18 protein-coding genes and 1 pseudogene are annotated in these 25,227 nt (G+C 64.3%); 12 read left to right on the top strand and 7 right to left on the bottom strand.

What is annotated here, in order from left to right:
* The 11 genes and pseudogenes from VFF99_RS05555 to sodC form a co-directional block, all read left to right on the top strand.
* Positions 1-247 (top strand): annotated as a pseudogene (locus VFF99_RS05555) (BadM/Rrf2 family transcriptional regulator); the annotation flags it as partial.
* Positions 248-796: 549 nt separating this feature from the next.
* The gene (locus VFF99_RS05550) at positions 797-1,846 is read left to right on the top strand and encodes a multicopper oxidase domain-containing protein (protein ID WP_325015773.1); all 1,050 of its coding nucleotides are present in this window, start codon (positions 797-799) and stop codon (positions 1,844-1,846) included.
* A gap of 12 nt (positions 1,847-1,858) precedes the next feature.
* On the top strand, positions 1,859-2,551 hold the full coding sequence (locus VFF99_RS05545; RefSeq protein ID WP_325015771.1) for a c-type cytochrome: 693 nt from the start codon (positions 1,859-1,861) through the stop codon (positions 2,549-2,551).
* Positions 2,548-2,919 (top strand): cytochrome c, encoded by a 372-nt coding sequence (locus VFF99_RS05540; protein WP_325015769.1) that lies wholly within the window; start codon positions 2,548-2,550, stop codon positions 2,917-2,919. Before VFF99_RS05545 ends, VFF99_RS05540 begins: the two co-directional genes overlap by 4 nt.
* Positions 2,920-2,946: 27 nt before the next feature.
* Positions 2,947-3,876 carry a multicopper oxidase domain-containing protein gene (locus VFF99_RS05535; protein WP_325015767.1) on the top strand — a complete coding sequence of 310 codons (930 nt, stop codon included), beginning with the start codon at positions 2,947-2,949 and terminating at the stop codon, positions 3,874-3,876.
* A gap of 71 nt (positions 3,877-3,947) precedes the next feature.
* The gene (locus VFF99_RS05530) at positions 3,948-5,312 is read left to right on the top strand and encodes an efflux RND transporter periplasmic adaptor subunit (protein ID WP_325015765.1); all 1,365 of its coding nucleotides are present in this window, start codon (positions 3,948-3,950) and stop codon (positions 5,310-5,312) included.
* Positions 5,309-8,422, top strand: a complete 3,114-nt coding sequence (locus VFF99_RS05525; protein ID WP_325015763.1) for a CusA/CzcA family heavy metal efflux RND transporter — start codon at positions 5,309-5,311, stop codon at positions 8,420-8,422. Before VFF99_RS05530 ends, VFF99_RS05525 begins: the two co-directional genes overlap by 4 nt.
* A complete protein-coding gene (locus VFF99_RS05520; protein WP_325015762.1) occupies positions 8,419-10,344 on the top strand; it encodes a cytochrome c biogenesis protein ResB in 1,926 nt (641 codons plus the stop codon). The genes VFF99_RS05525 and VFF99_RS05520 overlap by 4 nt, the downstream gene beginning before the upstream one ends.
* A 4-nt stretch (positions 10,345-10,348) precedes the next feature.
* Positions 10,349-11,494 (top strand): c-type cytochrome biogenesis protein CcsB, encoded by a 1,146-nt coding sequence (ccsB, locus tag VFF99_RS05515; protein WP_325015760.1) that lies wholly within the window; start codon positions 10,349-10,351, stop codon positions 11,492-11,494.
* Positions 11,494-11,766 carry a DUF2818 family protein gene (locus VFF99_RS05510; protein WP_325015758.1) on the top strand — a complete coding sequence of 91 codons (273 nt, stop codon included), beginning with the start codon at positions 11,494-11,496 and terminating at the stop codon, positions 11,764-11,766. Before ccsB ends, VFF99_RS05510 begins: the two co-directional genes overlap by 1 nt.
* Positions 11,767-11,850: 84 nt before the next feature.
* A complete protein-coding gene (sodC, locus tag VFF99_RS05505) occupies positions 11,851-12,375 on the top strand; it encodes a superoxide dismutase [Cu-Zn] SodC (RefSeq protein ID WP_325015757.1) in 525 nt (174 codons plus the stop codon).
* On the opposite strand, the gene VFF99_RS05500 is transcribed toward sodC, so the two are convergent.
* From VFF99_RS05500 to VFF99_RS05475, 6 genes are all read right to left on the bottom strand, one after another.
* Entirely contained in the window at positions 12,372-13,490 is a 1,119-nt protein-coding gene (locus tag VFF99_RS05500; RefSeq protein ID WP_325015755.1) for a GGDEF domain-containing protein, read from the bottom strand. The two genes, sodC and VFF99_RS05500, sit on opposite strands and share 4 nt — an antisense overlap.
* A gap of 104 nt (positions 13,491-13,594) precedes the next feature.
* Positions 13,595-15,937: a response regulator gene (locus VFF99_RS05495; RefSeq protein WP_325015753.1), complete on the bottom strand. Its 2,343-nt coding sequence runs from the start codon at positions 15,935-15,937 to the stop codon at positions 13,595-13,597.
* A gap of 225 nt (positions 15,938-16,162) precedes the next feature.
* The gene (locus VFF99_RS05490; protein WP_325015751.1) at positions 16,163-17,176 is read right to left on the bottom strand and encodes a phospholipase A; all 1,014 of its coding nucleotides are present in this window, start codon (positions 17,174-17,176) and stop codon (positions 16,163-16,165) included.
* 77 nt (positions 17,177-17,253) lie between these two features.
* Complete coding sequence (locus VFF99_RS05485; protein WP_325015749.1) at positions 17,254-18,669, bottom strand: efflux transporter outer membrane subunit; 1,416 nt, start codon at positions 18,667-18,669, stop codon at positions 17,254-17,256.
* Entirely contained in the window at positions 18,666-21,821 is a 3,156-nt protein-coding gene (locus tag VFF99_RS05480) for an efflux RND transporter permease subunit (protein ID WP_325015747.1), read from the bottom strand. Before VFF99_RS05480 ends, VFF99_RS05485 begins: the two co-directional genes overlap by 4 nt.
* Before the next feature lie 12 nt (positions 21,822-21,833).
* On the bottom strand, positions 21,834-23,018 hold the full coding sequence (locus tag VFF99_RS05475; protein WP_325015745.1) for an efflux RND transporter periplasmic adaptor subunit: 1,185 nt from the start codon (positions 23,016-23,018) through the stop codon (positions 21,834-21,836).
* Positions 23,019-23,158: 140 nt separating this feature from the next.
* On the opposite strand from VFF99_RS05475, the gene VFF99_RS05470 reads away from it, so the two are divergent.
* Positions 23,159-23,824, top strand: coding sequence for a TetR family transcriptional regulator (locus VFF99_RS05470; RefSeq protein WP_325015743.1), 666 nt, complete (start codon positions 23,159-23,161; stop codon positions 23,822-23,824).
* Between the two features lie 330 nt (positions 23,825-24,154).
* Here VFF99_RS05470 and VFF99_RS05465 read toward each other — a convergent pair whose 3' ends face one another.
* Positions 24,155-24,685, bottom strand: coding sequence for a hypothetical protein (locus tag VFF99_RS05465; protein WP_325015741.1), 531 nt, complete (start codon positions 24,683-24,685; stop codon positions 24,155-24,157).
* Positions 24,686-25,227 lie beyond the last annotated feature (542 nt).

The raw sequence follows: 25,227 nt of genomic DNA, 5'->3' as shown, positions 1-25,227 counted from the left end.
CTGGACGGAAACCGATTTCCACATGGCCGAGTGCTTCGACCGGGAAAACAACCGCTGCGTGCTGTCGCCTTCGTGCAAGCTGCAGGGCGTGCTGGTCACCGCGACGCGCTCGTTCCTGAACGTGCTCGATGCCGTCACGCTCGACGAACTGCTGGTGCCGGAAAAGCCGGGGAAGAAAAAGCTCATGCCTTCCCCGGTGCGCATCTATCCCTCGGTCAAGGCGAAGGCGAAGGCCGACGCGGTTTAGTAGGACAGGTACATCGTAACGCCACTGGATTCCGGCCTTCGCTGGAATGACGTGAGGAGGGGCGAAGGACACTACCTCCTCGTCCCGCATGCGGGCGCCGTCCACTGATTCCCCGCTTCCTCTCACCCCGTCATTCCCGCGAAAGCGGGAATCCAGCGTCGTTCATCGGAGACAGGACGGGCGCGCCAAACGCCACTGGATTCCGGCCTTCGCCGGAATGACGTGGGGAGTGGCGAAGGGCGCTACTTGTGCGGCCCGCACGCGGGCGCTGGAGGTTGATTTCCCGCTTTCTCTCCCCCCGTCATTCCCGCGCACGCGGGAATCCAGTGTCGTTCATCGGAGAATGGACGAAAATCAAATACCCCTATCCCACGGCCGGTTACTGGCCATTTTCTCCATTTCTTTGTTGCACCATGTTTTAAAGAAGTATATAGTTTACTTGATTTAGATCAATAAGCTCAGGCGCTCGAAGAAGCGCCAAACCTGCCTCGCGGCATTTTTTTTAACTTAAAACAAGTATTAAAAATATTTGTTTAAAAGGGAGTGTCTATGCGTATCCATCTTCGGCCCCTGACGAGGGCTGCGTTCCTGTTGTGGCTGATGTTCGCCAGCCTGTTCTCATCGCTCACCGCGCATGCGGCCAAGCGCGACTTCGAAATGAATATCGAAGACACGCGCATCACGCTGGTGGAAAAGCAGCAGTACCACACCTTCGCCTTCGCCGGACAGGTGCCGGGGCCGCTGTTCTATGTCGACGAAGGCGACGAGATCACGGTCAACGTCAACAACCTGACGGCGCTGCCGCACACCATCCATTGGCACGGCATGCTGCAGCGGGGCACGTGGCGGCAGGATGGCGTGCCGGACGTGACGCAGGAAGGCATCAAGCCCGGCGAAAGCTATACCTACAAGTTCATCGCAGAACCGTCGGGCACGATGTGGTACCACTGCCACGTCAATGTGAACGAGCACGTGGCGCTGCGCGGCATGTGGGGGCCGTTCATCGTGCGCCCGAAAAAGCCGACCGCGCTGGAGAAAAAGGTCACCAAGGACTTCATCCTCATGTTGTCCGACTGGGATTCCAAGTATGCGAACAAGCCGGGCTTCGGCGGACTGCCGGGCGACAAGTTCGACTACTTCACCATCAACGGCCGCTCCTTCCCGGACACCCAGCCGCTGCGCGTCTCCAAGGGCGACGTCGTCCGGCTGCGCCTGATCGGCGCCGGCGACCTGGTGCACAGCATCCACCTGCACGGTCACGTATTCCAGATCGCGTTCAAGGACGGCTTCCCGCTGACCAATCCGATCCATGCCGACACCGTCCTCGTCGGCCCGGGCGAGCGCTACGACATCATCTTCACGGCCGACAACCCGGGCCGCTGGATGATCCACGACCACGTCGATACCCACACCATGAACGGCGACCGTCCGCACGGCGGGATCATGACCGTGGTCGAGTACACCGAGATCAAGCATGACGATGCCTGGTATCCGTGGAAGAACAAGAAGTTCCAGCCGAACTTCTACTACGAAGAGTCGCTGAAGAAAGGTCCCGGCATCTACACCGACGACGTCTTCAAGGGCCAGCTGATCCAATAACCGGAGCAATCAATGAAAGCCAAGCATGCATTAAGCGCCATCGCGCTCGCCGCGGCCGCCCTGAATGGATGGGCCGCCGGCGGGCAAGACCTGATCAAGCAGCAGTGTGTCGCCTGCCACGCCGTGACCAAGCCGGAAAAGGCTTCGGTCGACCGCCTGTGGGAAAGGAAGGGCCCGGACCTGCATTACGCCGGCCTGAAGTTCAACCGTGACTGGATGGTGGGCTGGCTGCAGAACCCCACCGTGATCCGCGCTGGCGGCGTGCTGCCGCCGAAGTCGGCCAAGGGGGCGGACGGCAAGGGTCCGGACATCATCGATGCCGCGCAACTGGCGCCGCATCCGAAGCTGTCCGCAGCCGATGCGACGGCCGTCGCCGACGCCCTGATGGCGCTGAAACCCGAGGGTCTGGTGGAAAAGGGCGCGTTCAAGAACGAACCGGTGAACGCCTCCTTCGCATCGATGCTGTTCTCCAAGCTGCGCGGCTGCACCTCCTGCCACTCGTCGAAGCCGAATGCCGGCGGCATCTCCGGCCCGGAGTTGTACACGGCCGGCGATCGCCTGCAGCCCGATTACGTGGTGGCGTACGTGAAAGACCCGCACAAGTTCGATCCGCATGTCTGGATGCCCAGGCTTGAGCTGAACGACGCGGATGTCCAGAAGCTCGCCGGCTATATCTCAACCCTCAAGTCAGCGGAGAAGAAATGATTCGTACTGGATTCAAGCGAGCAGCCCTCGGCTTCGCGCTGCTGTCGGCCGCCGCAGGCGCCGCGGCGCAGGAGCCGCATGCCAACTCGATCAAGCTCTACAACACCTACTGCGTCCAGTGCCATGGCGTGAACCGCGACGGCAACGGGATCAACAGCAGGGACATGGCGGTGAAACCGCGCGACCACACCGACACCAAGGCGATGGCCGATACGCCCGACGAGACGCTGTTCAAGTCGATCAAGGGCGGCGGCCTGGCCGTGAGCAAGTCGGTGCTTATGCCGAAATGGGAGGGAGTGCTTAACGACGATCAGATCAAGGAAATGGTGAGTTACCTGCGCTTCGTCAGCAAGACGACGAGCAAATAAGTTTTCAACATCAACAAGGGAAGCAAAATGAAAAGAACATCACTCGTGGCCGCGGCCACGGTCGCGCTGGCCATGCTCGCCAGCGCCGGCGCCCAGGCGAAAACCGTCAAGGTGACGCTGACCGCCAAGGAAATCGACCTGCCGATCGACAACAAGGGGACGATGTACCGCACCTGGACCTTCGACGGCCAGGTGCCGGGCACCGTGATCCGCGTGACGGAAGGCGACGTCGTCGAGTTCACGCTGATCAACGACAAGAGCAGCAAGAACTCGCACTCGGTGGACTTCCACGCGGCGCGCGTGGACGTGGTGAAGGACTTCGAGTCGATCAAGCCGGGCGAGCAGGGCACCTACCGCTTCACCGCCGATTATCCGGGCGTCTTCTACTACCATTGCGGCTCCGACCCGATGATCCAGCACATCGCGCGCGGCATGTTCGGCGCGATCATCGTCGATCCGAAGGATGACAAGGCGCTGCCCAAGGCCGACCGTGAATACGTGCTGATCCAGTCCGAGCTGTATCCGAATCCGGACAGCCAGGCCGACATGATGGCCAACAAGTGGAGCAACGTCATGTTCAACGGCAGCGTCTTCAAGTACGACCCGGTGCATGACCCGGCCGCCACGCGCATGTTGCAGGCCAAGCCCGGCGAGCGTGTGCGCATCCACTTCGTCAACGCGGGTGTGAACGAGTTCTCCGCCTTCCACCCGATCGCCGGCATCTGGGACCGCGTCTACCCGAGCGGCAACCCGAAGAACGTGCTGCACGGCCTGCAGACCTACACCGTGGCGCCCGGCGACGCCGCGTCCTTCGACCTGATCTCTCCGGTGGAAGGCGCCAACGCGCTCGTCTCGCACTCGCTGCGCCAGGCACTGACCGGCGCAATCGCGATCCTGCAGTTCAGCAAGGATGCCGACCCGAAGATGGGCAAGGGCGACAACATCCTGGTGCGCTGAGCCCCTGGCGGAGGACGTGCGGTAAGGGCGTCCTCCGCCTTCCAGACAAACATCAATACAGGAACCCGGACATGGGAATCGACAGACGAACAATGCTCGGCGCGTGCGCGGCGGCGCTTTCCGTGGCGGGCGCGTACGGCGCCATGCGCGTCCTCACGGCCGGCAATATGCACCTGGCGGCGCACGACACGGTGGCGGCGCGCGGGGCGGCCGGCAAAGCCGACAAATACACCTGCCCGATGCACCCGGATGTGGTGAAGGACGGCCCCGGCAGCTGCCCGATCTGCGGCATGCACCTGGTCAAGATCGCCGACAGCGGCGCATCGGGAAACACGCAGCTTGTGCATGTGGACCAGCAGACGCAGGAGCGCATGGGCGTGCGCGTTGCTGCGGCAACCGAAAGCGACATGCATCGCGCCGTCGCCGGCTTTGCGGCGATTTCGGCCGATGAGAGCCGGGCCGTTTCCGTCAATCCCAGGGTCGAAGGCTGGATACGACGCATGCACGTGCGCGGACCGGGGCAGGCGGTGCGCAAGGGGCAGTTGCTGTATGAAATCTATTCTCCCGAATTGCAGCAGCGCCAGCGCGAGTATCTCGACTTGCTGGCGCGGCGCGAGTCGCTGCTGGAAAACAGCAACGGCATGGGCGCGGGCAACAGCGCCATGCTCGGCAGCCTGGCCAAGGAACGTTTCCGCGCGCGCGACCGCCTGCTGGCCGCGGACATGACGCCGGAATCGGTCGCGGCACTGGAAAAGGACCGCAGAGTCATCGACGTGGTCCCGGTGCGCGCCGCGCACAACGGCGTCGTCACGTCGGTGAGCGCGCGCGAAGGCAGTTACGTGAATCCGATGCAGCAGATCCTCGCCTATGCCGACACTGGCAGCGCCTGGGCGGAAGTGACTGTGTTCCCCGACCAGCTTGCGTGGATCAGGAACGGCGATGTCATCGTCCTCACTTCGCCGCTCGACAAGTCGCGCACGGCGCAGGCCCGCGTGGACCTGTCCGCGCTCCAGGTCGATCCTGCCACGCGTACCGCGAAACTGCGGCTTGCGCTGTCCAACACCAGGGGCGACTTCCCGCCCGGCACGCTGGCCGAGGCAAGCATCCGGACGGGTGCGCGCCGCGCGCTCACCGTGCCGCGCGATGCCGTGATCCGCACCGGCCGCGGCGATTTCGTGGTGGTCAGCGAAGGGAACGGCCATTTCCGCAGCGTGAAGGTAGCCACCGGCGCCGAGAACGAGGATGCGGTCGAAATCCTGAACGGGATCGGCCGCGGCACGCAAGTCGCCGTCAACGGCCAGTTCCTGCTCGACGCTGCCGCTTCCATGCAGGCGATGCAGGGGCGGATGGCGGCGAACGCGGCAAGGCCGCGGCTCGATGAGCATGCGGCGCACCGGCATCACGGCAAGACGCACGGCGGAGGCCATTCGTCATGATCGAACGCCTCATCGACTGGTCGATCCGCAACCGGGGGCTGGTGCTTGCCATCTGCTTCGTGCTGGTACTGGCCGGCATCGATTCCCTGCGCAAGCTGCCGCTGGACGCCTTGCCCGACCTGTCCGATGTCCAGGTGATCGTCAAGACCGAGCTGGCGGGGCAGCCGCCGCAATTCATCGAGGACCAGGTGACCTATCCGCTGGCCGCCGCGCTGCTCGGCGTGCCGGGCTCGCGCGCGGTGCGCGGCTTCTCGATGTTCGGCGAATCCTATCTCTACGTCATTTTCCACGACGGTACCGACCTCTACTGGGCGCGCTCGCGCGTGATGGAAGTCCTGAGCCAGCTAGCCGGGCGCCTGCCGGCGGGCGCGACGCCTACGCTGGGGCCGGCGGCATCCGGGGTCGGCTGGGTCTATGAATATGCGCTGGTCGACCGCAGCGGCCGCACGCCGCCCGACCGCCTGCGTTCGCTGCAGGATACCTACCTGCGCCTCGAACTGCAGGGCGTGCCGGGCGTGGCCGAGGTGGCAAGCCTGGGCGGCATGGCGCGGCAGTTCCAGGTGGAAGTCGACCCGTCGAAACTGGCGGCGTTCAAGATCGGCATGGACCAGGTGGCCGAGGCCGTGCGCAACGCTAACCAGGCCGCGGGCGGTGGCGCCTTCGAGATGGCACGCGCGGAATACCTGGTGCGCTCCGAAGCCTATCTGCGTTCCCCGTCCGATTTCGCCGACATTCCCGTGATGACCGACGGCGAGGGCAATACCGTGCGCCTGCGCCAGCTTGCCCATGTCTCCACCGGCCCGCAGCCACGACGCGGCGTGGCCGAGCTGGACGGCAAGGGCGAGGTGACCGGCGGCATCGTCATCATGCGCCATGGCGAGAATGCGCTGGCGACCATCGAGGGCGTCAGGAAGCGCCTGGCCGAGCTGCAGAAATCCCTCCCGGAAGGCGTCGAGATCGTCACCACCTACGACCGCTCCGGCCTGATCGAACGGGCGGTGGGCACGCTGCGCACCAAGCTGATCGAAGAATCGCTGGCCGTGGCGGTGATATGCGGCGCGTTTCTTTTCCACCTGCGCTCGTCGCTGGTGGCGATCGTCACCCTGCCTGTCGGCATCCTCGTCGCGCTGTGGATCATGCGCCTGCAAGGCGTGACGGCAAACATCATGTCGCTCGGCGGCATCGCGATTGCGGTGGGGGCGATGGTCGATGCTTCCATCGTCATGATCGAGAACCTGCACCGGCAGATTGAACGCCGTCAGGCGCAGGGCGGCCTCTCCGCCGACCTCTGGCCGCTGGTGCGCCGTAGCGCGATCGAGGTCGGGCCGGCGCTGTTCTTTTCGCTGCTCGTGATCACGCTCTCCTTCATGCCGGTGTTCATGCTGGAAGGACAGGAGGCGAAGCTATTTGCGCCCCTGGCCTACACCAAAACCTACGCGATGGCGGCAGCGGCGATTCTTGCGGTGACCCTCACGCCGGCATTGATGGGCTACGCGATCCGCGGCCGGGTGAGGGCGGAGGCGGACAATCCGCTCAACCGGCTGCTGGCGCGCTTGTATCGTCCGGTACTGGACGCCGCGCTGCGCTACCCGGTACACACCGCCGCCATCGCCGTGCTGCTGCTGGCAACCGTCGCCATTCCGCTGTCGCGCCTGGGCAGCGAATTCATGCCCCCGCTGGACGAGGGCGACCTGCTCTACATGCCGACCACCTTGCCCGGTGTTTCCGTGGACGAGGCGGCGGACATCCTGCAACGCACCGACCGCCTGATCGCCGCCATGCCGGAAGTCGCCCGCGTATTCGGCAAGGCCGGCCGCGCCGACACGGCAACCGACCCGGCGCCGCTGTCCATGCTGGAAACCACCATCATGCTCAAGCCGCGCAGCGCATGGCCGAACGGCGGCACCACGCAAGACCTGATACGGCGGCTCGATGAAACGGTACGCCTGGCGGGACTCACCAATTCCTGGGGCCACCCGATCAAGACGCGTATCGACATGCTGGCCACCGGCATCCGCACGCCGCTGGGCGTCAAGATCAGCGGGCCCGATCCGCGCCGTCTGCAGGAACTGGCGATCGAGGCCGAGCAGTTGCTGCGCGACGTGCCCGGCACGCGCTCGGTCTTTGCCGAACGAGTCGGGGCGGGGCGCTATATCGATATTCATATCAACCGCGAACAGGCCGCGCGGCGCGGGCTGAGCGTGGCCGAGATCCAGCGCGCGGTGCAAAGCGCGGTGGGCGGGGAAAACGCAGGCACCGTGATCGACGGCCGCGACCGCTTCCCGATCACGCTGCGCTATCCGCGCGCCGCGCGCGGATCGCCCTCGGCGCTGGCCGAAATCCGCCTGAAGGCGCCCGACGGCAGCCTGGTCATGCTCGGCAGCGTGGCGCAGGTCCAGGTTGCCGACGGCGTGGCGGAAATCAAGAGCGAGAACGCGCGGCCGGTGGCCTATGTGTATGTCGACCTGTCGACGCCGGATGCCGGCGGCTACCTGGAGACGGCGAGGGACGTGCTCGACAGGGAACTGAGGCTCGATCCGGGCTACTCGCTTGCATGGCAGGGGCAGTACCTGCAATTCGAGCATGGCAAGGCGCGCCTCTGGTCCGCCGCGGCGCTCACGCTGGCGCTGGTGGCGCTGCTGCTGTATATCCACCTTCGCAATGCCGCCAAGGTCGGGCTGGTGCTGCTGTGCCTGCCGTTTTCGCTGATCGGCGGATTGTGGCTGGTGTATCTCCTCGGCTATCAGTTATCGGTCGCCGTGGCCGTCGGCCTGATCGCACTGGCCGGCGTTGCCGCAGAGTTCGGCATCGTGATGCTGCTCTATCTCGACCAGGCGCTGGAGTCGGGCGCGGACCTGCGGGAGTCGATCGTTGCCGGCGCCTTGCTGCGGCTGCGTCCGAAGGCGATGACCGTCGCCGTGATCCTCGGCGGCCTGATTCCCGTCATGTTGTCCGACGAGGCGGGCGCCGATGTCATGCAGCGTATCGCCGCGCCCCTGATCGGCGGCATGGTGACCGCGCCGCTGTTTTCGCTGATCGTGATTCCGGCCGCGTATCGCCTGCTGCACGCGCGCCGGCCCGTCCAACAACCCGTACCCGCGCGAACATGAAAGCCTTCATCCAACTCTTGCGCTCCATGCGCTTCGCGATCGCCATCCTGACGGTCGTGGCCATCGCCTCGGCCATCGGCTCCGTGCTGGAGCAGGGGCAGCCCACGGCAGTGTATGTGGGACGCTATGGCGAGTTCTGGGCCACGCTGTTTGCGATGACCGGGCTTACCGACGTCTACCACGCAAGCTGGTTCCTCGGGCTGCTGGGATTCATGGCGGTGTCGACCGCGCTGTGCCTGGCGCAGCACACGCCTTCGATGCTGCGCGAGATGCGCAGCTTCCGTGAGCAGAAGAGCCTGCAAAGCCTGATGCAGCTTCCCTGCTCGGCTGAGCTGGATGCTGTCCGTCCGGATTCCACATTGCGCGCCCGCGCCGGGGCCTATCTGCGCACGCGGAATTTCCGCTTTGTCACGAGGGAACTGCAGAACGGCGGTTACGTGCTCGCGGCGCGGGCCGGCGGCATGCGCCGCATGGGCTATCTGCTTGTCCATGCCGCCATTGTCCTGATCTGCGTCGGCGGTCTGATCGACGGCAACATCGGTCTGCGGCTGGGAATGATGCGCGGCGAAATCGTGCCGGAGACCCGCGACCTTCCGCCGGCGGAGGTGCCGCCGCAAAGCCGGTTGGACGAGGGCGGTTCCTTTCGTGCGGTGCTCAACCTGAACGAGGGCGGCACCGGAAACGCCGCTTTTCTCCCCATGAAGGACGGTTATCTGTTGCAGGAACTGCCGTTCTCGGTACGCCTCAAGCGCTTCCAAGTCGAGCATTACAGCAACGGCCAGGCCAAGGACTTCGTGAGCGACATCGAAATCATCGATGGCGACACCCGCCGTGAGGCGAGGCTGCAGGTCAACCACCCGTTCACCTACAAGGGCATCACCTTTTACCAGTCGGGATTCGGCGACGGCGGCACCTCGCTTGCGCTCGAACTCGTGCCGCTCGACGGCGAGGCTGCGCCCGCGGCAATAGCCGGGCGGGTTGGCGGCGACGCGCCGGTACTGCTGGGCGGAGAGGCTTATCGCATCGAATTCACGGATTTCCGTGCGGTCAATGTCTTTTCCGGCGAGCAGGACAAAGGCGGAACGTGGTTTGTACCGGCGGCCCAGGGCGACATGCACGATGTCGGCGCGTCGCTCTCCTTCCGCCTGCGCGACGCGCTCGGTCAGGCCAGCGAATGGGAAGTCTTCATGCGGCCGCTGGACGTGCAGGGCGCGCGCTACTTCGTCATCGGCAAGCGCGATGCGCAGCAGTCGTCCATGCGCTATGTGCGCCTTCCGGCGGACGGCGACGGCAAGCTGGCAGCCTACCGCCGTTTTTCGGCGGCGATGCAACGTCCGGAGGCGCGCGAGCATGCCGCCAGGACGGTCGCCGCGCGGGTGCAGAACCGCGAGCTGGCTGGGGCGATCGAGCGCAGTACCGTGCTCCTGCTCGATTCGTTTGCCGAAAAGGGATTCCGCGCCGTGGCCGAGATGGTCGAGGCCGGCGTGCCGGGCGCGGAACAGGACAAGGCGGCGCCGCTGTATGTGGACCTGCTGCAGCGCGCCGCCGCCATCCTGCATGACGAATCCGCCGGCGACGCATCTTCGCGCTTTGTGCGCGACAGCTTGATCGCCTATAGCGATGCGGCCGAATCCGGCATCGGCCTGTACCTCGATCTCACCGGATACAAGCAGGTCCATTCCTCCGCCCTGCAGGTGACGCGGGCGCCGGGTGCGGCCATCGTCTACCTCGGCATGGCCATGCTGGCGCTCGGCACCTGCGCGATGTATTTCGTACGCGAGCGCCGCTTGTGGATCTGGGTGCTGCCGTCGGTCGGCAAGGTCTTCGTCGGGCTGGCGGCCAACCGTCCGCTGCCGGGCCTGCAGGCCGAGTTCATCGAGCACCGCGCCGCACTTCTCAACCTGATTCATTCCAGGAGCTGAATTCATGATGTCATCCGCCTATCCCCTTGCCATTCCCACCACGCGCAGGCGCTTCTGGCCGGTCGACTGGCTGTTCGCCATCGCGGTCGGCGCCGGCACCTGCCTCGCCTTGTTCCGTTACTTCAATGCGATGGATGCCTGGGACGCGGGCATCCTCATCCTCTCCGGCGCGGCGCTCGCTGCCGCCGGCATGCGCTGGCGCCCGATCCAGGGTCTGAGCTACGGGACAGCAGCAATGAGCATTTTTGCACTGGCGCTGTACGACGGCGATCTTGCACGCGGGGAGTCCTCGGTGCTGCTGAAGTACCTGCTGTCGAGCCAGACGGCGATCATGTGGATGGGGCTTTGCGTCTGGAGCGCCACGCTGCTGTACATCGCCGGTGCCGCCCGGGGCGACCGGCAATGGCTGCGCCACGCCGCACGCACGGCGTGGGCCGCCTGCCTGTTCGGACTGGCCGGTCTGTTCGTGCGCTGGCACGAGTCTTACCTGGTGGGCGCGGACGTCGGCCATATCCCGGTGTCCAACCTGTATGAAGTCTTCGTGCTGTTCACGGTCATCACGACGCTGCTTTACCTGCATCTCGAAGGGCGGCTGGGGGACCGCGTGCTCGGCGCTTTCGTGATGCCCGCGGTGAGCGCGGCCGTGGCCTTCCTGTTCTGGTATGGCGCGGCACGCGGCGCCCACGGCATCCAGCCACTGATCCCGGCGCTGAAATCGTACTGGATGAAAATCCATGTGCCGACCAACTTCGTCGGCTACGGCGCCTTCTCGATCGCCGCCATGCTCGGCATTGCATGGCTGGCCGCCGGGCAGGGACGCATGGCGTCGCGCCTGCCTTCCCGCGAATGGATCGACGAGCTGATGTACAAGTGCGTCGCCCTCGGCTTTGTGTTCTTCACGATCGCGACCATCCTCGGCGCGCTGTGGGCGGCCGAGGCCTGGGGCGGATACTGGTCCTGGGACCCGAAGGAAACCTGGGCGCTCATCGTCTGGCTCAACTATGCCGCATGGCTGCACTGCCGGCTGGTGAAGAACCTGCGCGGCGCGGTGCTGGCGTGGTGGGCGCTTGCCGGGTTTTTCGTCACGCTGTTCGCTTTCCTCGGCGTGAACATGTTCCTGTCGGGCCTGCATTCATACGGGAGCCTGTGATGGATACCTCCGCTGCCGTCGTGCTCGCCGTCCTCGCCGCGCTGGTTCTGGCCAACCTGCCTTTCCTGGCCGGCGCGCCGAAGGGAACGGCGCTGCGGCTGGCGAAATTCCTCGTGCTGTATTGCGTATGGATCGCATTCTGCACCGTGCTCGCCGGAAGCCTGCCCGTGGCCGAGTGGTCGTTGTGGCCGGTGAGCCTGGCCTTCTTTGCGGTACTGGCTTTCCCGGGCGTGACCTGGCGCTACCTCTGGCACGCGCGCAGGAATCCCTGAGGTACGCATTTCCGAAAAGTGCCGGCCCGGCACCGATCAACGGGCAAATTGTTTTTCAAACTACTGATGAGAGAAGGAGAAGGTATGAAACCTGGATTGGTCGTGATGGCGCTTGCGGCGATGTCGATGAGTGCGGCGGCGATGGCGAATGTGACGGTGCCGCTGCACCTTGTCGACGACAAGGGCATCGGGAAGGCGGTAGGGCAGGTGGTGGTGAGCGAAACCGGGTACGGCCTTCTGTTCAGCCCGGCGCTGACAGGCTTGCCGCAGGGCTTGCACGGCTTCCATGTGCATGAGAATGCGAGCTGTGATGCGCGCGAGAAGGATGGAAAGATGGTGGCGGCGCTGGCAGCGGGCGGCCACTACGACCCGGCGGCGACGAAGAAGCACGGCCATCCCTGGGGCGACGGGCATCTGGGCGACCTGCCGGCGCTCTACGTTGACACGAACGGCAATGCCGGCAATCCGGTGCTGGCGCCGCGCCTGAAGCTGGCGGACCTGAAGGGGCGCTCGCTGATGGTGCATGCGGGCGGCGACAACCATGCCGACCATCCCGCGCCGCTCGGCGGCGGCGGGGGACGGCTTGCCTGCGGTGTTGTCCCGCTTTAAGAGACGCGGGCCTCGGCGGCGGCCATCACCCGGTTCCTCCCGCTTGACTTGGCCTGGTACAGCAATGCATCGGCGCGCCTGATCCCATCGCTGCAGGCTTCGCTTTCCGCCAGTTCGACCAGGCCGGCCGAGAAGGTCACGCCGAAAGAGCGCTCCTCGTGGGCGCAGCGCAGCTGCTCGACCTGCCGCCGGAAACGCTCCAGCACCGACTGCGCATCCGCCAGCGTGGTGCCGGGCAGCAGGAGAAGGAATTCCTCGCCGCCCCATCGCGCCAACACGTCGTGCCCGCGCAAGACCTTGCGTCCTTCCTGCGCGAAGGTGCGCAAGGCCTGGTCGCCTGCCTCGTGGCCGTAGGTGTCGTTGATCTTCTTGAACCAGTCGATATCGATCAGCGCCAGGCAGGCGGGATGGTGGCTTACCTCGCGCCGGCGCTCTTCTTCGGCAAGCAGACCTGTCATGTGCCGGCGGTTGGGCAGCATGGTGAGGTCATCGCGCGTGGCGAGGTCCTGGATGCGGGCCAGCGCGTCCGCCAGCTCGGTCTTCTGGCGCTTGAGCGTCGCGCGCAGGTCGCTCATGCGGCCGGTAAGCACACCGACCACGACGACCATCGTACCGATCAGGACGAAGTGCATGATCTCGATCTTGGCGTCGAAACGCTGCGGCGCCGAGATCCGCATGTAAAGCATGACGATCGCAAGCAGCACGACTGCGAACACGCTCATCGCCCGCGTCGTCCTTGCCTCCAGCGTGAAGGCGCAAAAGACGAGGATCACCAGCAGCACGACCAGGGTCGCGCCACGCATCGGCCCGACCAGGGTATAGCCGAGCACCGTCACGACAATCGCAAAGCAGCCCTGGTAGACCGACAGTTCCGCCGGGGCGAGATTGAGCTGCTTGCTCCTGCGGATGAGGTGGTAGAACAGGAAATGGCCGGAAAAGGCGAGGGCGGTGAGGCGGGCGGTGGGCGTCGTGTCCGCCACGCCGGACAAGGCCTCGATCCACAGGATCCCGATGCACAGCAGGTAGAGGAGGACGGTGACGCTCCAGTACGTGACGAGCCGGGCCATTTTCGGATCGTCGCCGGCGAACTTTTGAACCAGTCGATCAAACTTCATATCCCCGCCACCTGAAAATATTGCTTTGTGGATACATTCTCACCCTTGTCGGGGGATTGGGTATCCCATATTCATGGGAAGAATGGAGCTTGAAGGACTTTAATTCAGGAAAGGCGATGCAGCAATCGCTCGATCTCGGCAAACCTGGCCGGCTTGGTCAGGTGGTGGTCGAATCCCGCCGCCCTGGAGCGCGCCTGGTCGTCCTGCGAGCCCCAGCCGGTCAAGGCAATGAGGACGGCATTGTCCATGCCGTCTGTCCTGCGCAATTCACGCGCCACTTCATAGCCGTTCATTCCGGGCATACCGATATCGAGGAAAACGACGTCGGGCCGGAAGTCGCGCGCCGTTTGCAGCGCCTGGCGGCCATCCGCGGCCAGGCGGGTGGAATGTCCGTTGACTTCGAGCAGGGCAGACAGGCTGGCCGCCGCGTCCGTATTGTCGTCTGCGATGAGGATGCGCAGCGCTTTTGCGGCCGGACCGTCTGCGTTCTCGGTTACCGTTGCGGGAGCGGGCGGGAGGACGCCGTCGAGCGATAGCGCCGGCAGGCGGACTGTGAAGGTCGTCCCGCCGCCTGAGCCCGGACTGTCCGCGGTCACCGATCCGCCATGCAGTTCCACCAGCCGCCGGACCAGGCTGAGGCCGATGCCAAGGCCGCCCTGTCCGCCGGTCCCGCCGCGGCCGACGCGGGTAAACATGTCGAACACGGCTGGCAGCGACTCGGGCGGAATGCCGATGCCGTCGTCGGAGACGGTGATGACTGCTTCGTTGCCGTTGCGTCGGGTGGCAATGGTGATCCGCCCGCCGGGCGGCGTGTATTTGCAGGCGTTGTTGAGCAGGTTGCCGAGCACTTGCGCGATCCGCGTCGGGTCCGCCTGCAGATGGATGGGTTCGTCAGGGATCTTGATCATCAGCTGATGTCGGCTGGCGGCAACCAGGGGCTGGCTGGTTTCCACCGCGCTTTCCACCAGGCTCTTCAGGTCGATGCTCTCTTTCCTGAGCGAGAGCTGGTTGCCGGTGATCCGGGCGATGTCGAGCAGGTCGTCGACCAGGTGCACAAGATGCTTGAGCTGCCGCTCCATCAGGTCGCGCACGCGGTGCACCGTGGCCGGACTGTCGGCGGTCTCCCGCAGCAGGTCGATGCCGCCCTGCAGCGGCGCTAGCGGGTTGCGCAGTTCATGGGCCAGGGTGGCGAGGAACTCGTTCTTGCGCTGGTCGGCCTCGGAGAGGTTCGCGGCCAGCCTCCGGATGTCTTCGTCGGCGCGCTTGCGCTCGGTGATGTCGGTGAAGAGCAATGCGACTTTTCCGCTTCCCGGTTCGCCGGATGGCGATGCGTAGACATCGAACCAGCGCCGCATTGCCACGGCTTCTTCGATGAAGCGCTTCGGTTCACCTGTCCGGGCGACGTGGCCGTAAGCCTCGAACCAGTGGGCGTCATGATCGGGCACCAGTTCGCGGATGGTCCGGCCGGCGGCGTTCTTCAGGCCGGTCTGTTTCTCGAATGCCGGATTCGTTTCGAGGAACCGGTAATCGACCGCCTTGCCGTGTTCGTCGTACAGCATTTCGACGATGCAAAAGCCCTCGTCGATGGATTCGATCAGGGTACGGTAACGCGCTTCGCTCGCCCGCAAGGCTTCATCGGCCAGGCGCTGGGCGGTGACGTCGCGGAAGATCTTCGCGTAGCCGTGCTGGATGCCCTGGCTGTCGTGGAGCGCCAGCAGGATGCCGTCGGCGAAGAAGCGGGAGCCGTCCTTGCGCACATGCCAGCGCTGGTCTTCGGCGCGTCCGGCTTCCCTGGCCTCGGCCATTTCCGTTTCCGGATAAGCGGCGGCGCGGTCCTCTTCGGTGAACAGGATGTCCACGGGCTGCCCGGCCGCCTCCTCTTCCGTCCAGCCGGTGATGCATTCCGCGCCTCCCTTCCATTCCGAAACCCGGCCGTCGGCGTCGAGCACGATGAAGGCATAGTCGCGGATATTGTCGAGGATCAGGCGGATGCGCTCGTCCTTGGCGCTCATCGCCGCCTCGTGGCGCAGCCGCTCGAGGCGGGCAAGCTCCATCGTCTTGCGATGCATCTCCACGAAAAACGCAACCTTGGCGCGGAGGACGGCGGGGACGAAGGGCTTGGTCAGGTAATCCACCGCGCCCAGCGCATAGGCTTCCTCGACGGGAAAGCGGCTGTCCTCGGCGGCGGTGATGAAAATGATCGGCAGCTGGCCGGAGCGCGGGTGGTCGCGCAGGAGCCGGGCCGTCTCGAACCCCGTCAGCCCCGGCATCCGGATATCGAGCAGGACAACGGCGAACTCCATGCGCAGGACATGCTTGAGGGCCTCCTCGCCGGACTCGGCCCGGACCAGGTTTTCGCCGAGAGGCTGAAGCACCGCCTCCAAGGCCAGGAGGTTGGCGGGTTCGTCGTCGACAAGCAGGATATTGAGGGGAGTGGTCCTAATCATCGCGCTTCGGATGCGGCGGTCGTCATGGTTGGTTTGGGCACGGGTTCTGGGAGCTTGAGCGGAAAATGCTTCTATCTAACACCAGTGCGGTGCCGATGTTTGGACGTGGGGCAAGAAAGCGGCCATATTTCCATCCATAGTTGCAAACTTGAAAGTGCATCGATCTCTGCCATTTGCAGCGAGGCGATAGCATAGCAGGCAAGCCGCCCGCCTGCGTTCAGTAGTTCAGTAGGTCACCAGCACGCCGAGGCCCAGCACCCGCTGGTAGGCATCGTAGTCGATGAGCGAGTAGCCGTAACCGGAAAAGTACTGGACATAACCCTTCAAGCGGCTGGTCAAGGGGAAAGCCCAGCCGAGCTGGGCGGCGCCCTTGTCGGTGTTGAAGTTGTAGCGGGTAAGCAAGCTGAACTCATGCCCGTGCCAGCGGTAACTGCCGAGCAGGTCGCCGTGCCCCATGTAGTCGGCAATGCGCGGATTGTCGTCCTCTTCCCGGTCTTCATTGATGCGCTTCCAGACCCTTGCCAGCAATTGGAAGTCGCCGCGTTCCAGTCCCGCCTGCAGGTAGGCCCGGTTCCAGCTGCGCGACAGGGTGGAGCCGCCGCCGTTCGACTGGTGCACGAGGCCCAGATTCACGAAACGCAATTTCAGGCCGAGAAGATCGAGGTTGGCCGGCACGACGGCCATCAGTTCCGGTTCATAGTTGGATTCCCGGAAGGGGCTGGATGCCTCGCGGTTGCCGGCCTGCCAGAAGCTGCGCTGGGTGTAGCCGAACCAGAGGTCGACCGGCAAATTGCCGGGATTCTCCGCCACCTTGAGCTTGAACCCGAGCTGGAATGCCAGTTCCCCGTGGGCCAGGTCGGCGTTCGGGTCGATCTGGCGAAACGGCCGGTAGGGCTCTTCGTGCGGGTGGTGGTTGTAGGTGGCCACCATGTAGTTTTCCCGGTGCGGGCGGAAATTGAAGGTGCCTTTTTTGCTTGCCGGGTCCAGTTCCCAGTGTTCCGCCATGGAGGAAGACCGGGCTGGCGGCGCTGCGGGAGCCGGCATGTCCGGCTGGACGATGACGTCGGGTGCGGGCGGCGCGTTCCGGCCGGAAATGCGGTCGTAACAGGCGAGCCGCTCCATGTCGACGTCGAGCGCCTTGCACGCATCGACGGTCGACGGAATCGCTTGCGCTGTTGCATTGAAAGCGACCGCCAGCAGGCCCGTCAGGACCCCGGCGGCCGCTCGCTTGTTCTTCAATGCATTCCTCCGGTGTTCAATCGGAGGCGAACCGCCATGATGAGAGAACTTGCACACGTCTTTGTTCCTGTGCCGCCTCAGCCGGCCGTTTCCTTCAGCCCGCCGCCCAGGGAGCGGTACAGGTCGACCGCATTGGTCAGGCGCAGCAGCTGTGCCTGCACCAGGGACTGTTCCGCGGAGAACAGTTCACGCTGGGCATCGAGCACGTCGAGCGAGCTTGCGATCCCGCCCTGGTAGCGCTGTTCCGCCAGTTTCAAGCGTTCGCGCTGCGCATCCAGCACGCGCGCCTGGGCGTCGATTTGCTCGTCGATCGCATCGCGCGCCACGAGCGCGTCGGCGACCTCGCGGAAGGCGACCTGGATGGTCTTCTCGTAATCGGCCACCGCGATATTCTTGCGCACCTCGGCAATCGAGAGGTTGGCCCGGTTGCGGCCGGCGTCGAAGATGGGCAGCACGAGTTGCGGCACGAAGGACCAGGTGCGGGTGCCGCCATCGAACAGCCCGGACAGTTCGCCACTCGCGGTGCCGACGCCGGCCGTCAGGGAGATGCGCGGGAAAAAAGCCGCCCGCGCGGCGCCGATGTTGGCATTGGACGCCTTGAGCCGCTGTTCGCTTGCGCGGATGTCCGGGCGCCGGCCGAGGAGATCGGAGGGCAGGCCGGCCGGCAGGTCGGCGACGATGCCTTGCGAGGACAGGGGAAGGCCTTGCGGCAGCGCGTTCACCGGGCGGCCGGCGAGCAGGGTCAGGGCGTTCTGCGCCTGGCCGCGCTGCCGTTTCAGGGTGGCCAGCGTGACGCGTGCGGTCTGGGCGAGGACTTCATTCTGCTTCAGGTCCAGCGCCGATGAGGCACCGACCTCGAAACGCTGCTGCGCGAGCTTGAGTGCCGATTCGCGCGAGGCGAGCGTGCGCCGCGCCAGCTCTTCCTGCTCACCCAGCGCGCGCTCGGACAGGTAAGCCTTGGCCACTTCCGCCACCAGGCTGATATGCGCGGCGCGCTGCGCTTCCTCGGTTGCAAGGTATTGCGACAGGGCGGCTTCGTTGAGGCTGCGCACCCGGCCAAAGAAGTCGAGTTCGAACGCGGCAAGCGACAGGCCGACCTGGTAGTTGCTGCCGACGACGGAGGCGCCGGTCGGCGAAGTCGCCGCCGCGGTACGGCCGCGCGTTCCAGAGGCTGTGCCGGCAACGTTGGGCAGAGTATCCGCGGCCACCACGTTGTACTGCGCGCGAGCTTCCTCGATGCGCAGCGCTGCGGTGCGCAGATCGCGGTTGTTCGCCAGGGCGGTCTCGATCAGGGCGCGCAGGCGCGCGTCCTGGAAAAACTCGCGCCAGCCGGCGTCGGCGGTCACATAGGCGATCTGCCCCGCCGCCGGACCGGATTCGGCCGGATAGACGGTGGCGATGGGCGCGTCCGGACGCTGGTAGACCGGCGCCATCGAACATGCCGACAGCACGGCGGCGGCCAGCACCGGCAGCGTGAACTTCAGGGTCTTCATACACTTTCTCCTTCGGCGCTCAGATGGTGCGAATGAGACGCCCAGAACTTGCGCTGGCGCTCGCTGCCGCGGAAGACGCGCCGCACCACGACAAAAAATACCGGCACCAGGAACACCGCCAGCACCGTTGCGGTGATCATGCCGCCCATGACACCCGTACCGATCGCACGCTGGCTGGCAGAGCCGGCGCCGGAGGCGATCACCAGCGGCAGCACGCCGAGGATGAAGGCGAGCGAGGTCATGATGATCGGACGGAAGCGCAGCTTGGCCGCTTCGAGCGTCGCGGTCAGCAGATCCTTGCCTTCGGCCTGCAGGTCCTTGGCGAACTCGATGATCAGGATCGCGTTCTTCGCCGACAGGCCGATGATGGTGATCAGGCCGACCTTGAAATACACGTCGTTGGGCATGCCGCGCAGCGTCACGCCGAGCAGCGCGCCCAGCACGCCGAGCGGCACCACCAGCATCACCGACAGCGGGATCGAGGTGCTTTCATACAGCGCGGCCAGCACCAGGAACACTGCCAGCAGCGACAGGGCCATGAGCATCGGCATCTGCGCGCCGGAAATCTTTTCCTCGCGCGACTGGCCGGTCCACTCGAAGCCGAAGCCCGGCGGCAACTGGCCAACGAGGCGTTCCATCTCTTGCATCGCTTCGCCGCTGCTGTGGCCCGGCGCTGCCTGGCCGGCAATCTTCATCGCCGGATAGCCGTTGTAGCGCACCACCTGCACCGGGCCGGTGATCCACTTCACCGAGGTGAAGCTGGCCATCGGCACCATTTCCCCGGCAACGTTGCGCACGTACAGCTGGCGCAGGTCTTCCGGCTGCATGCGCTGCGCGGGCTCGGCCTGCATGATCACGCGCTGCTGGCGGCCTTCGTTCGGGAAATCGTTCAGGTAGGACGAGCCGAGCGCGGCGCTGAGCGTGGCGTTGACGTCGGCAAAGGATACGCCGAGCGCGCTAGCCTTGTCGCGGTCGACCTCGACCTGGAGCTGCGGCGCGTCTTCCAGTCCTTCCGGACGCACACCGGCCAGCACCGGGCTCTTGGCCGCCATGCCGAGCAACTGATTGCGCGCGGCGAGCAGGGCGTCATGGCCGCGGCCGGAGCGGTCCTGCAGGCGGAAGTTGAAGCCGGTCGCGGTGCCCAGTTCGGGAATCGGAGGCGGGTTGAGCGCAAACACGATCGCATCCTTGATCTGCAACAGGACACCCATCGCCTTGCCGGAAATGGCGTCCGCCGTGCTGGCTGCGTCGCGCTCGTCCCAGTCCTTCAGCGGCACGAAGGCGATGCCCGCGTTCTGGCCGCTGCCGGAGAAGCTGAAGCCGGTCACGGCGACAGTGTGCTGCACGCCCGGCTGCTTCAGGAAGTAGCCTTCGACCTCCTTCACCACGTCCAGCGTGCGGTTGGCGCTTGCGCCGGGCGGCAGCTGAATGTTGGTCAGGATGTAACCCTGGTCTTCGTTCGGCAGGAAGGAGGCCGGCAGGCGCATGAAGAGCAGGCCGACGCAGGCTACGATCACGCCGTACACCACCATGTAGCGCGTCGTCTTGCCCAGCATGCCGGCCACCAGGCGCTGATAGCCGTTGGTGGTGCTGTTGAACTTGCGGTTGAACCAGCCGAAGAAGCCTTTCTTTTCGTGATGATGCCCGGCTTCCACCGGCTTGAGCAGCGTGGCGCACAGGGCCGGGGTCAGCGTCAGCGCCATGAGCGCGGAGAAGGCCATCGATGCCACCATCGACAGCGAGAACTGGCGATAGATGGCGCCGACCGCGCCGCCGAAGAAGGCCATCGGGATGAACACCGCGATCAGCACCAGCGTAATGCCGACGATGGCACCGGTGATCTGGCCCATCGCCTTGCGCGTGGCGGCGGCAGGGGAGAGCCCTTCCTCGCTCATGATGCGCTCGACGTTCTCGACCACCACGATGGCGTCGTCGACCAGGATGCCGATGGCCAGCACCATGCCGAACATGGTCAGCACGTTGATCGAGAAACCGAAGGCGTACATCGCGGCAAAGGTGCCCATCAGGGCCACCGGGACCACGATGGTCGGGATCAGCGTGTAACGGATGTTCTGCAGGAACAGGTACATCACCAGGAACACCAGCAGCACTGCTTCCAGCAGCGTCTTGACCACTTCCTCGATCGAGATCTTGACGAATTTCGAGGTGTCGTACGGGATGTCGTATTGCACGCCGGCCGGGAAGTAGTTTTTCAGTTCTTCCATCTTTGCGCGCACCAGGTTCGCGGTGCCGAGCGCGTTCGCGGTCGGCGAGAGCTGGATGCCGATGGCGGAAGAGGGCTTGCCGTCGATACGCGCGGAGGTGGCATAAGCCTGGCCGCCGAGTTCCACGCGGGCGACGTCGCGCAGGCGGATCACGGAACCGTCGGTATTGGCGCGCAGCACGATATTGCCGAACTGTTCCGCGTTCGAGAGCTGACCGGTGACGACGATGGGCGCAGTGATCTGCTGGGTGCCGGGGGCGGGGAGTTCGCCCAGCGTGCCGGATGCGACCTGCGCGTTCTGCGCGCGGATCGCGTTGGCGAGGTCGGCCGGCGTCAGCTTGAAGCCGACCATCTTGTCCGGATCGATCCAGATGCGCATCGCGCGCTCGGTACCGAACAGGATGGCTTCGCCGACCCCGTCCACGCGCTTGATTTCATTGAGCACATTGCGCGACAGGTAATCGCCAAGGGCGACCGGGTCCATGCTGCCGTCCTTGGACGACAGCGTGACCACCATCAGGAAGTTGCTGCGCGATTTCGTGACTTGCACGCCTTGCTGCATGACCGACTGCGGCAGGCGCGACTCGACGCGGCGCATGCGGTTCTGCACTTCCACGGCGGCGAGGTCGATGTTGGTGCCGGGCGCGAAGGTCGCGGTGATCTGCGCCTGACCGTTGCCCTGGCTTTGCGATTCCATGTACTGCAGGCCCGGCGCACCGTTCAGCTCTTGCTCGATCAGGCTGGTCACGCTGTTTTCCAGCGTCTGCGCGGTCGCGCCCGGGTACATCGCCGTGACGACTACCGACGGCGGCGCGATCGTCGGATACTGCGCCACCGGCAGGCCGGTGATGGACAGTGCGCCGGCAATCAGGATGAAAATGGCCAGCACCCAGGCAAAGACCGGGCGCTCGATGAAAAATTTTCCCATTCGCTTGCTCTCTTATTGATGGGTGGGAGTTGTGGCAGGGGTAGCCGCCTGCTTCCACGGGACGGCATTGACGACGGCGCCGGGCGCGGCTTTCTGGAAGCCCTCGACGACGATGCGTTCGCCCGCCTTCAGTCCCTCGCTGACGACCCACTTGTCGCCGACCGCGGTCTCGGCCTTCACCGGGCGCGGGGCGACCTTGTTGTCCGGCCCGACCACCATGACGATGGCGGCATCGGCCTGACGCTGCACTGCTTGCTGCGGCACCGTGATCGCGTTTTCCTGCACCGCCTGCTCGACGCGCGCGCGGACGTACATGCCCGGCAACAGGAAGCGCTCCGGGTTCGGGACTACGGCGCGCAGAGTGATGGCGCCGGTACCCGGATCGACCGTCTGGTCCGAGAACAGCAGCTTGCCGGCGTGCGGATACACCGTGCCGTCCTCCGTCACGATGCTGACCTTGGCCTCATCCTTGCCGGCTTTCTGCAATTTGCCCTCGCGCATCGCGCGCTGCAGCTTCAAGGCTTCGGCTGCGGGCTGGGTGATGTTGACGTACAGAGAATCGAGTTGCTGGATGGTGGCCAGCGGTGTCGCCGCGCCCTGGCCGACCAGTGCGCCCTCGGTGACCAGCGCGCGGCCGATGCGGCCGGAGATCGGCGCGTTGACGGTGGCATAACCCAGATTGAGGCGCGCGGTGTCCAGCGCCGCCTTGGCCGATGCCACGTCGGCCGCAGCCTGCTTCTGCGCGGTCAGCGCGTCGTCGTACTCTTGTTTACTGATGGCATTGGTCTCGACCAGCGGCTTGTAGCGCTGCGCCTTCTGCGTGGTCTGGGCGAGGTTGGCCTCGGCCTTGGCGAGCACCGCCTGCGCGCTATTGGCCGCGGCCTGGAAAGGGGCGGGGTCGATGCGGAACAGCACATCGTTCGCCTTGACCTCGTCGCCTTCGCGGAAGACCCGTTTCGTGACGATGCCGGCGACGCGCGCCCGCACTTCCGCCACGCGGGTGGCTTCCAGGCGGCCGGGCAGCTCATTGGTCAGCGCGATGCGCTCGGGGGCGACGGTGACAACCGCAACTTCCGGCGGCGGCATGCCGCCGGGAGCCTGGGCTTGGGCGCTGCGGATCTGGTCGCCGCAACCGGCGAGGGCCGCGGCGGCAAGGACGATGGCAGCGATGGACATGTTCTTTTGGTGTGCAGTCATGGCATTCTTTGGAAAAAGTTATCGAATGGCAGCTTTCTGTCGCCGGGCGGGCTGTAGAGGGTGCCTTTTCGTGTCAGCGGGTGTATTATACATACGTTCGTGAATGTATGTTTGTCGAGAAGTTTTTAAAGGGACGCAAAATGGTCAGAAGGACAAAGGAAGAGGCGCTCGAAACCCGCAACCACTTGCTGGATGCCGCCGAGGAGGTGTTCTACCGGGACGGTTTCGCTCGCACCAGCCTGGATGCGGTTGCGGAAGCCGCCGGCGTGACGCGCGGCGCGATCTACTGGCACTTCAAGAACAAGAGCGATCTGTTCAACGCCATGTGCGACCGGGTGCACCTTCCGATGGAGCAGCTGGCCGAGTCGGTCAACCAGGAGACGACGGGCGATCCCCTGGACCATATGCGCAAGGTTGCCGTCTTCTTCCTCCAGGAGTGCGAACACAATCCGCACTTCCGGAAGATCATCGAAATCCTCTGGAAAAAGACCGAGTTCGTCGATCCATCGGACGCGATCTATATCAGGCAGCACGAAGCCGCCATGAGCGGCCGGGAACATATCACCAAGTCCTTGTCTCGCGCAGTCGAGACGAAACATCTTTCTCCCGATACGGATATCCGGCTTGCCGCGCTGCTGCTGCAGGCAAGCATCGAAGGCATCCTGCAAAACTGGCTGCTGGCGCCGGAGTATTTTTCGCTCGCGGAGGAAGCGGAACGCCTGGTCGACGCATGCTTCGATACGATACGGAACGCTTCCAGCCTCAAGATGGCAGGAAAGCAAGCAAAAGAAGAAGAGAAGGGCTGATCAGCGGTCGATTTCGCCGCTTTGCAGGCTAACTTGTGCACACACAGCGGCCCGGGCGTAGCCGAAGTGAATCACAATCGGACGGCGGCCTCGCAGAACGCGTGTTTTCTCTAAGGTATTGATTTAAAACACCTTTTCTTTTTGCCTATTTCTTAGGCAATCTATTGGAAGGCGCGAAAAATCGACATTGAGCAAACGCAAAAGCCACTTGTTCACAAACTTATCCACAGGAAATGTGAATTCATTGGAAAAACCCTTTATCTCCAATGACTTATGGCAATTTCTTAAAATAATCAGAGAATTCCTACAGGACGTCGAGGCATCCGCTGGCTATTCCTGACGTGCGAAAATTCCGAGGCCAATGGCGAGCAGTACGAAAACACCGGCCGAGGTCCATCCGGTATAGACGAGCTGAATGAGCATCGTCGTCAGCGCGTGGTCCGTGGGGGCGAGCTGGTGCACAAAATAGATCGCCAGCCAGAGCAGGCCGGAAATGAACGCAGCCGCGCAACCGGACTGGCCGAAAATGCGCGCAATGCCTTGCATCCGGCCGCTCTCCGGGGATGCCCACGGAACGGTTCCGGCCAATGCACAACCGATGCGCCGGCTTGCTGCCCAGAAAAGGCCAACAAGAAAACCCAGCCAGAACCCGCATTCGACGAAGGCTGTCCAGAGCTGACGCGCAAAAGACCTCACTTCATCGTTGCCCGAGCCCGCGGGCCAGAACAGAAGGATCAGGCCCATGCCGACGCCCGAACCGACGGCCAGCCAGGCCGAGCGCAGGAAATGGTCTTTCCAGAAGTTGAATTCCGCGTTCAGCGCCTCGTCGGTGACGGGCGTGCTTGATGAGAAGAAGCGCATGGGAAGCCTCCAAAGCCTGGTCCATGCGAGTCATTGTCGGAGAGTTCGAGCGGGACGTATTGAAGGAGCTTAAGCTTGGGGCGTGGTTGGCAGGAATCGAGATTGACAATTTTGCGTCGTCAAACCGCACAGATGTCTTTGCCTGCTTAACCGCAGGAATACGACCAGGTTTGACACAAATCTTTATCTCAGGCGATGTAAGCAGTCGGCAGGAAATAGATTGACATTCCAATCTGACTCGGAAGTGTGCAGTAATTTGATTGACATTCCGTTTGCCGCCTGCTGAATGAAAAAGGCGAGTACTTTTTGTACGAAGTCCGCTTTGGAGCACAAAGCTGCTCGGCACCCGGAAATGTTAAATGGCAGAAACCAACCCATTGTTGACGGTCAGGTCTCCTGGAAGCTGCCGTCCAAGCCCGCAATAGTCTGCTCGTAGTGCGCCTGACACGCGGGTTTCAAGCTTGGAAGGCCTTCCAACTGGTAACATTTCAAAATGAGCAAAAATTCAGAGCCAACTCCTTCCCCGCAGCCTAAGAAATTAT

It is taken from the genome of Noviherbaspirillum sp. (assembly GCF_035654295.1).
GTDB lineage: Bacteria > Pseudomonadota > Gammaproteobacteria > Burkholderiales > Burkholderiaceae_D > Noviherbaspirillum.
This window is presented reverse-complemented; position numbering and strand designations above follow the sequence as displayed.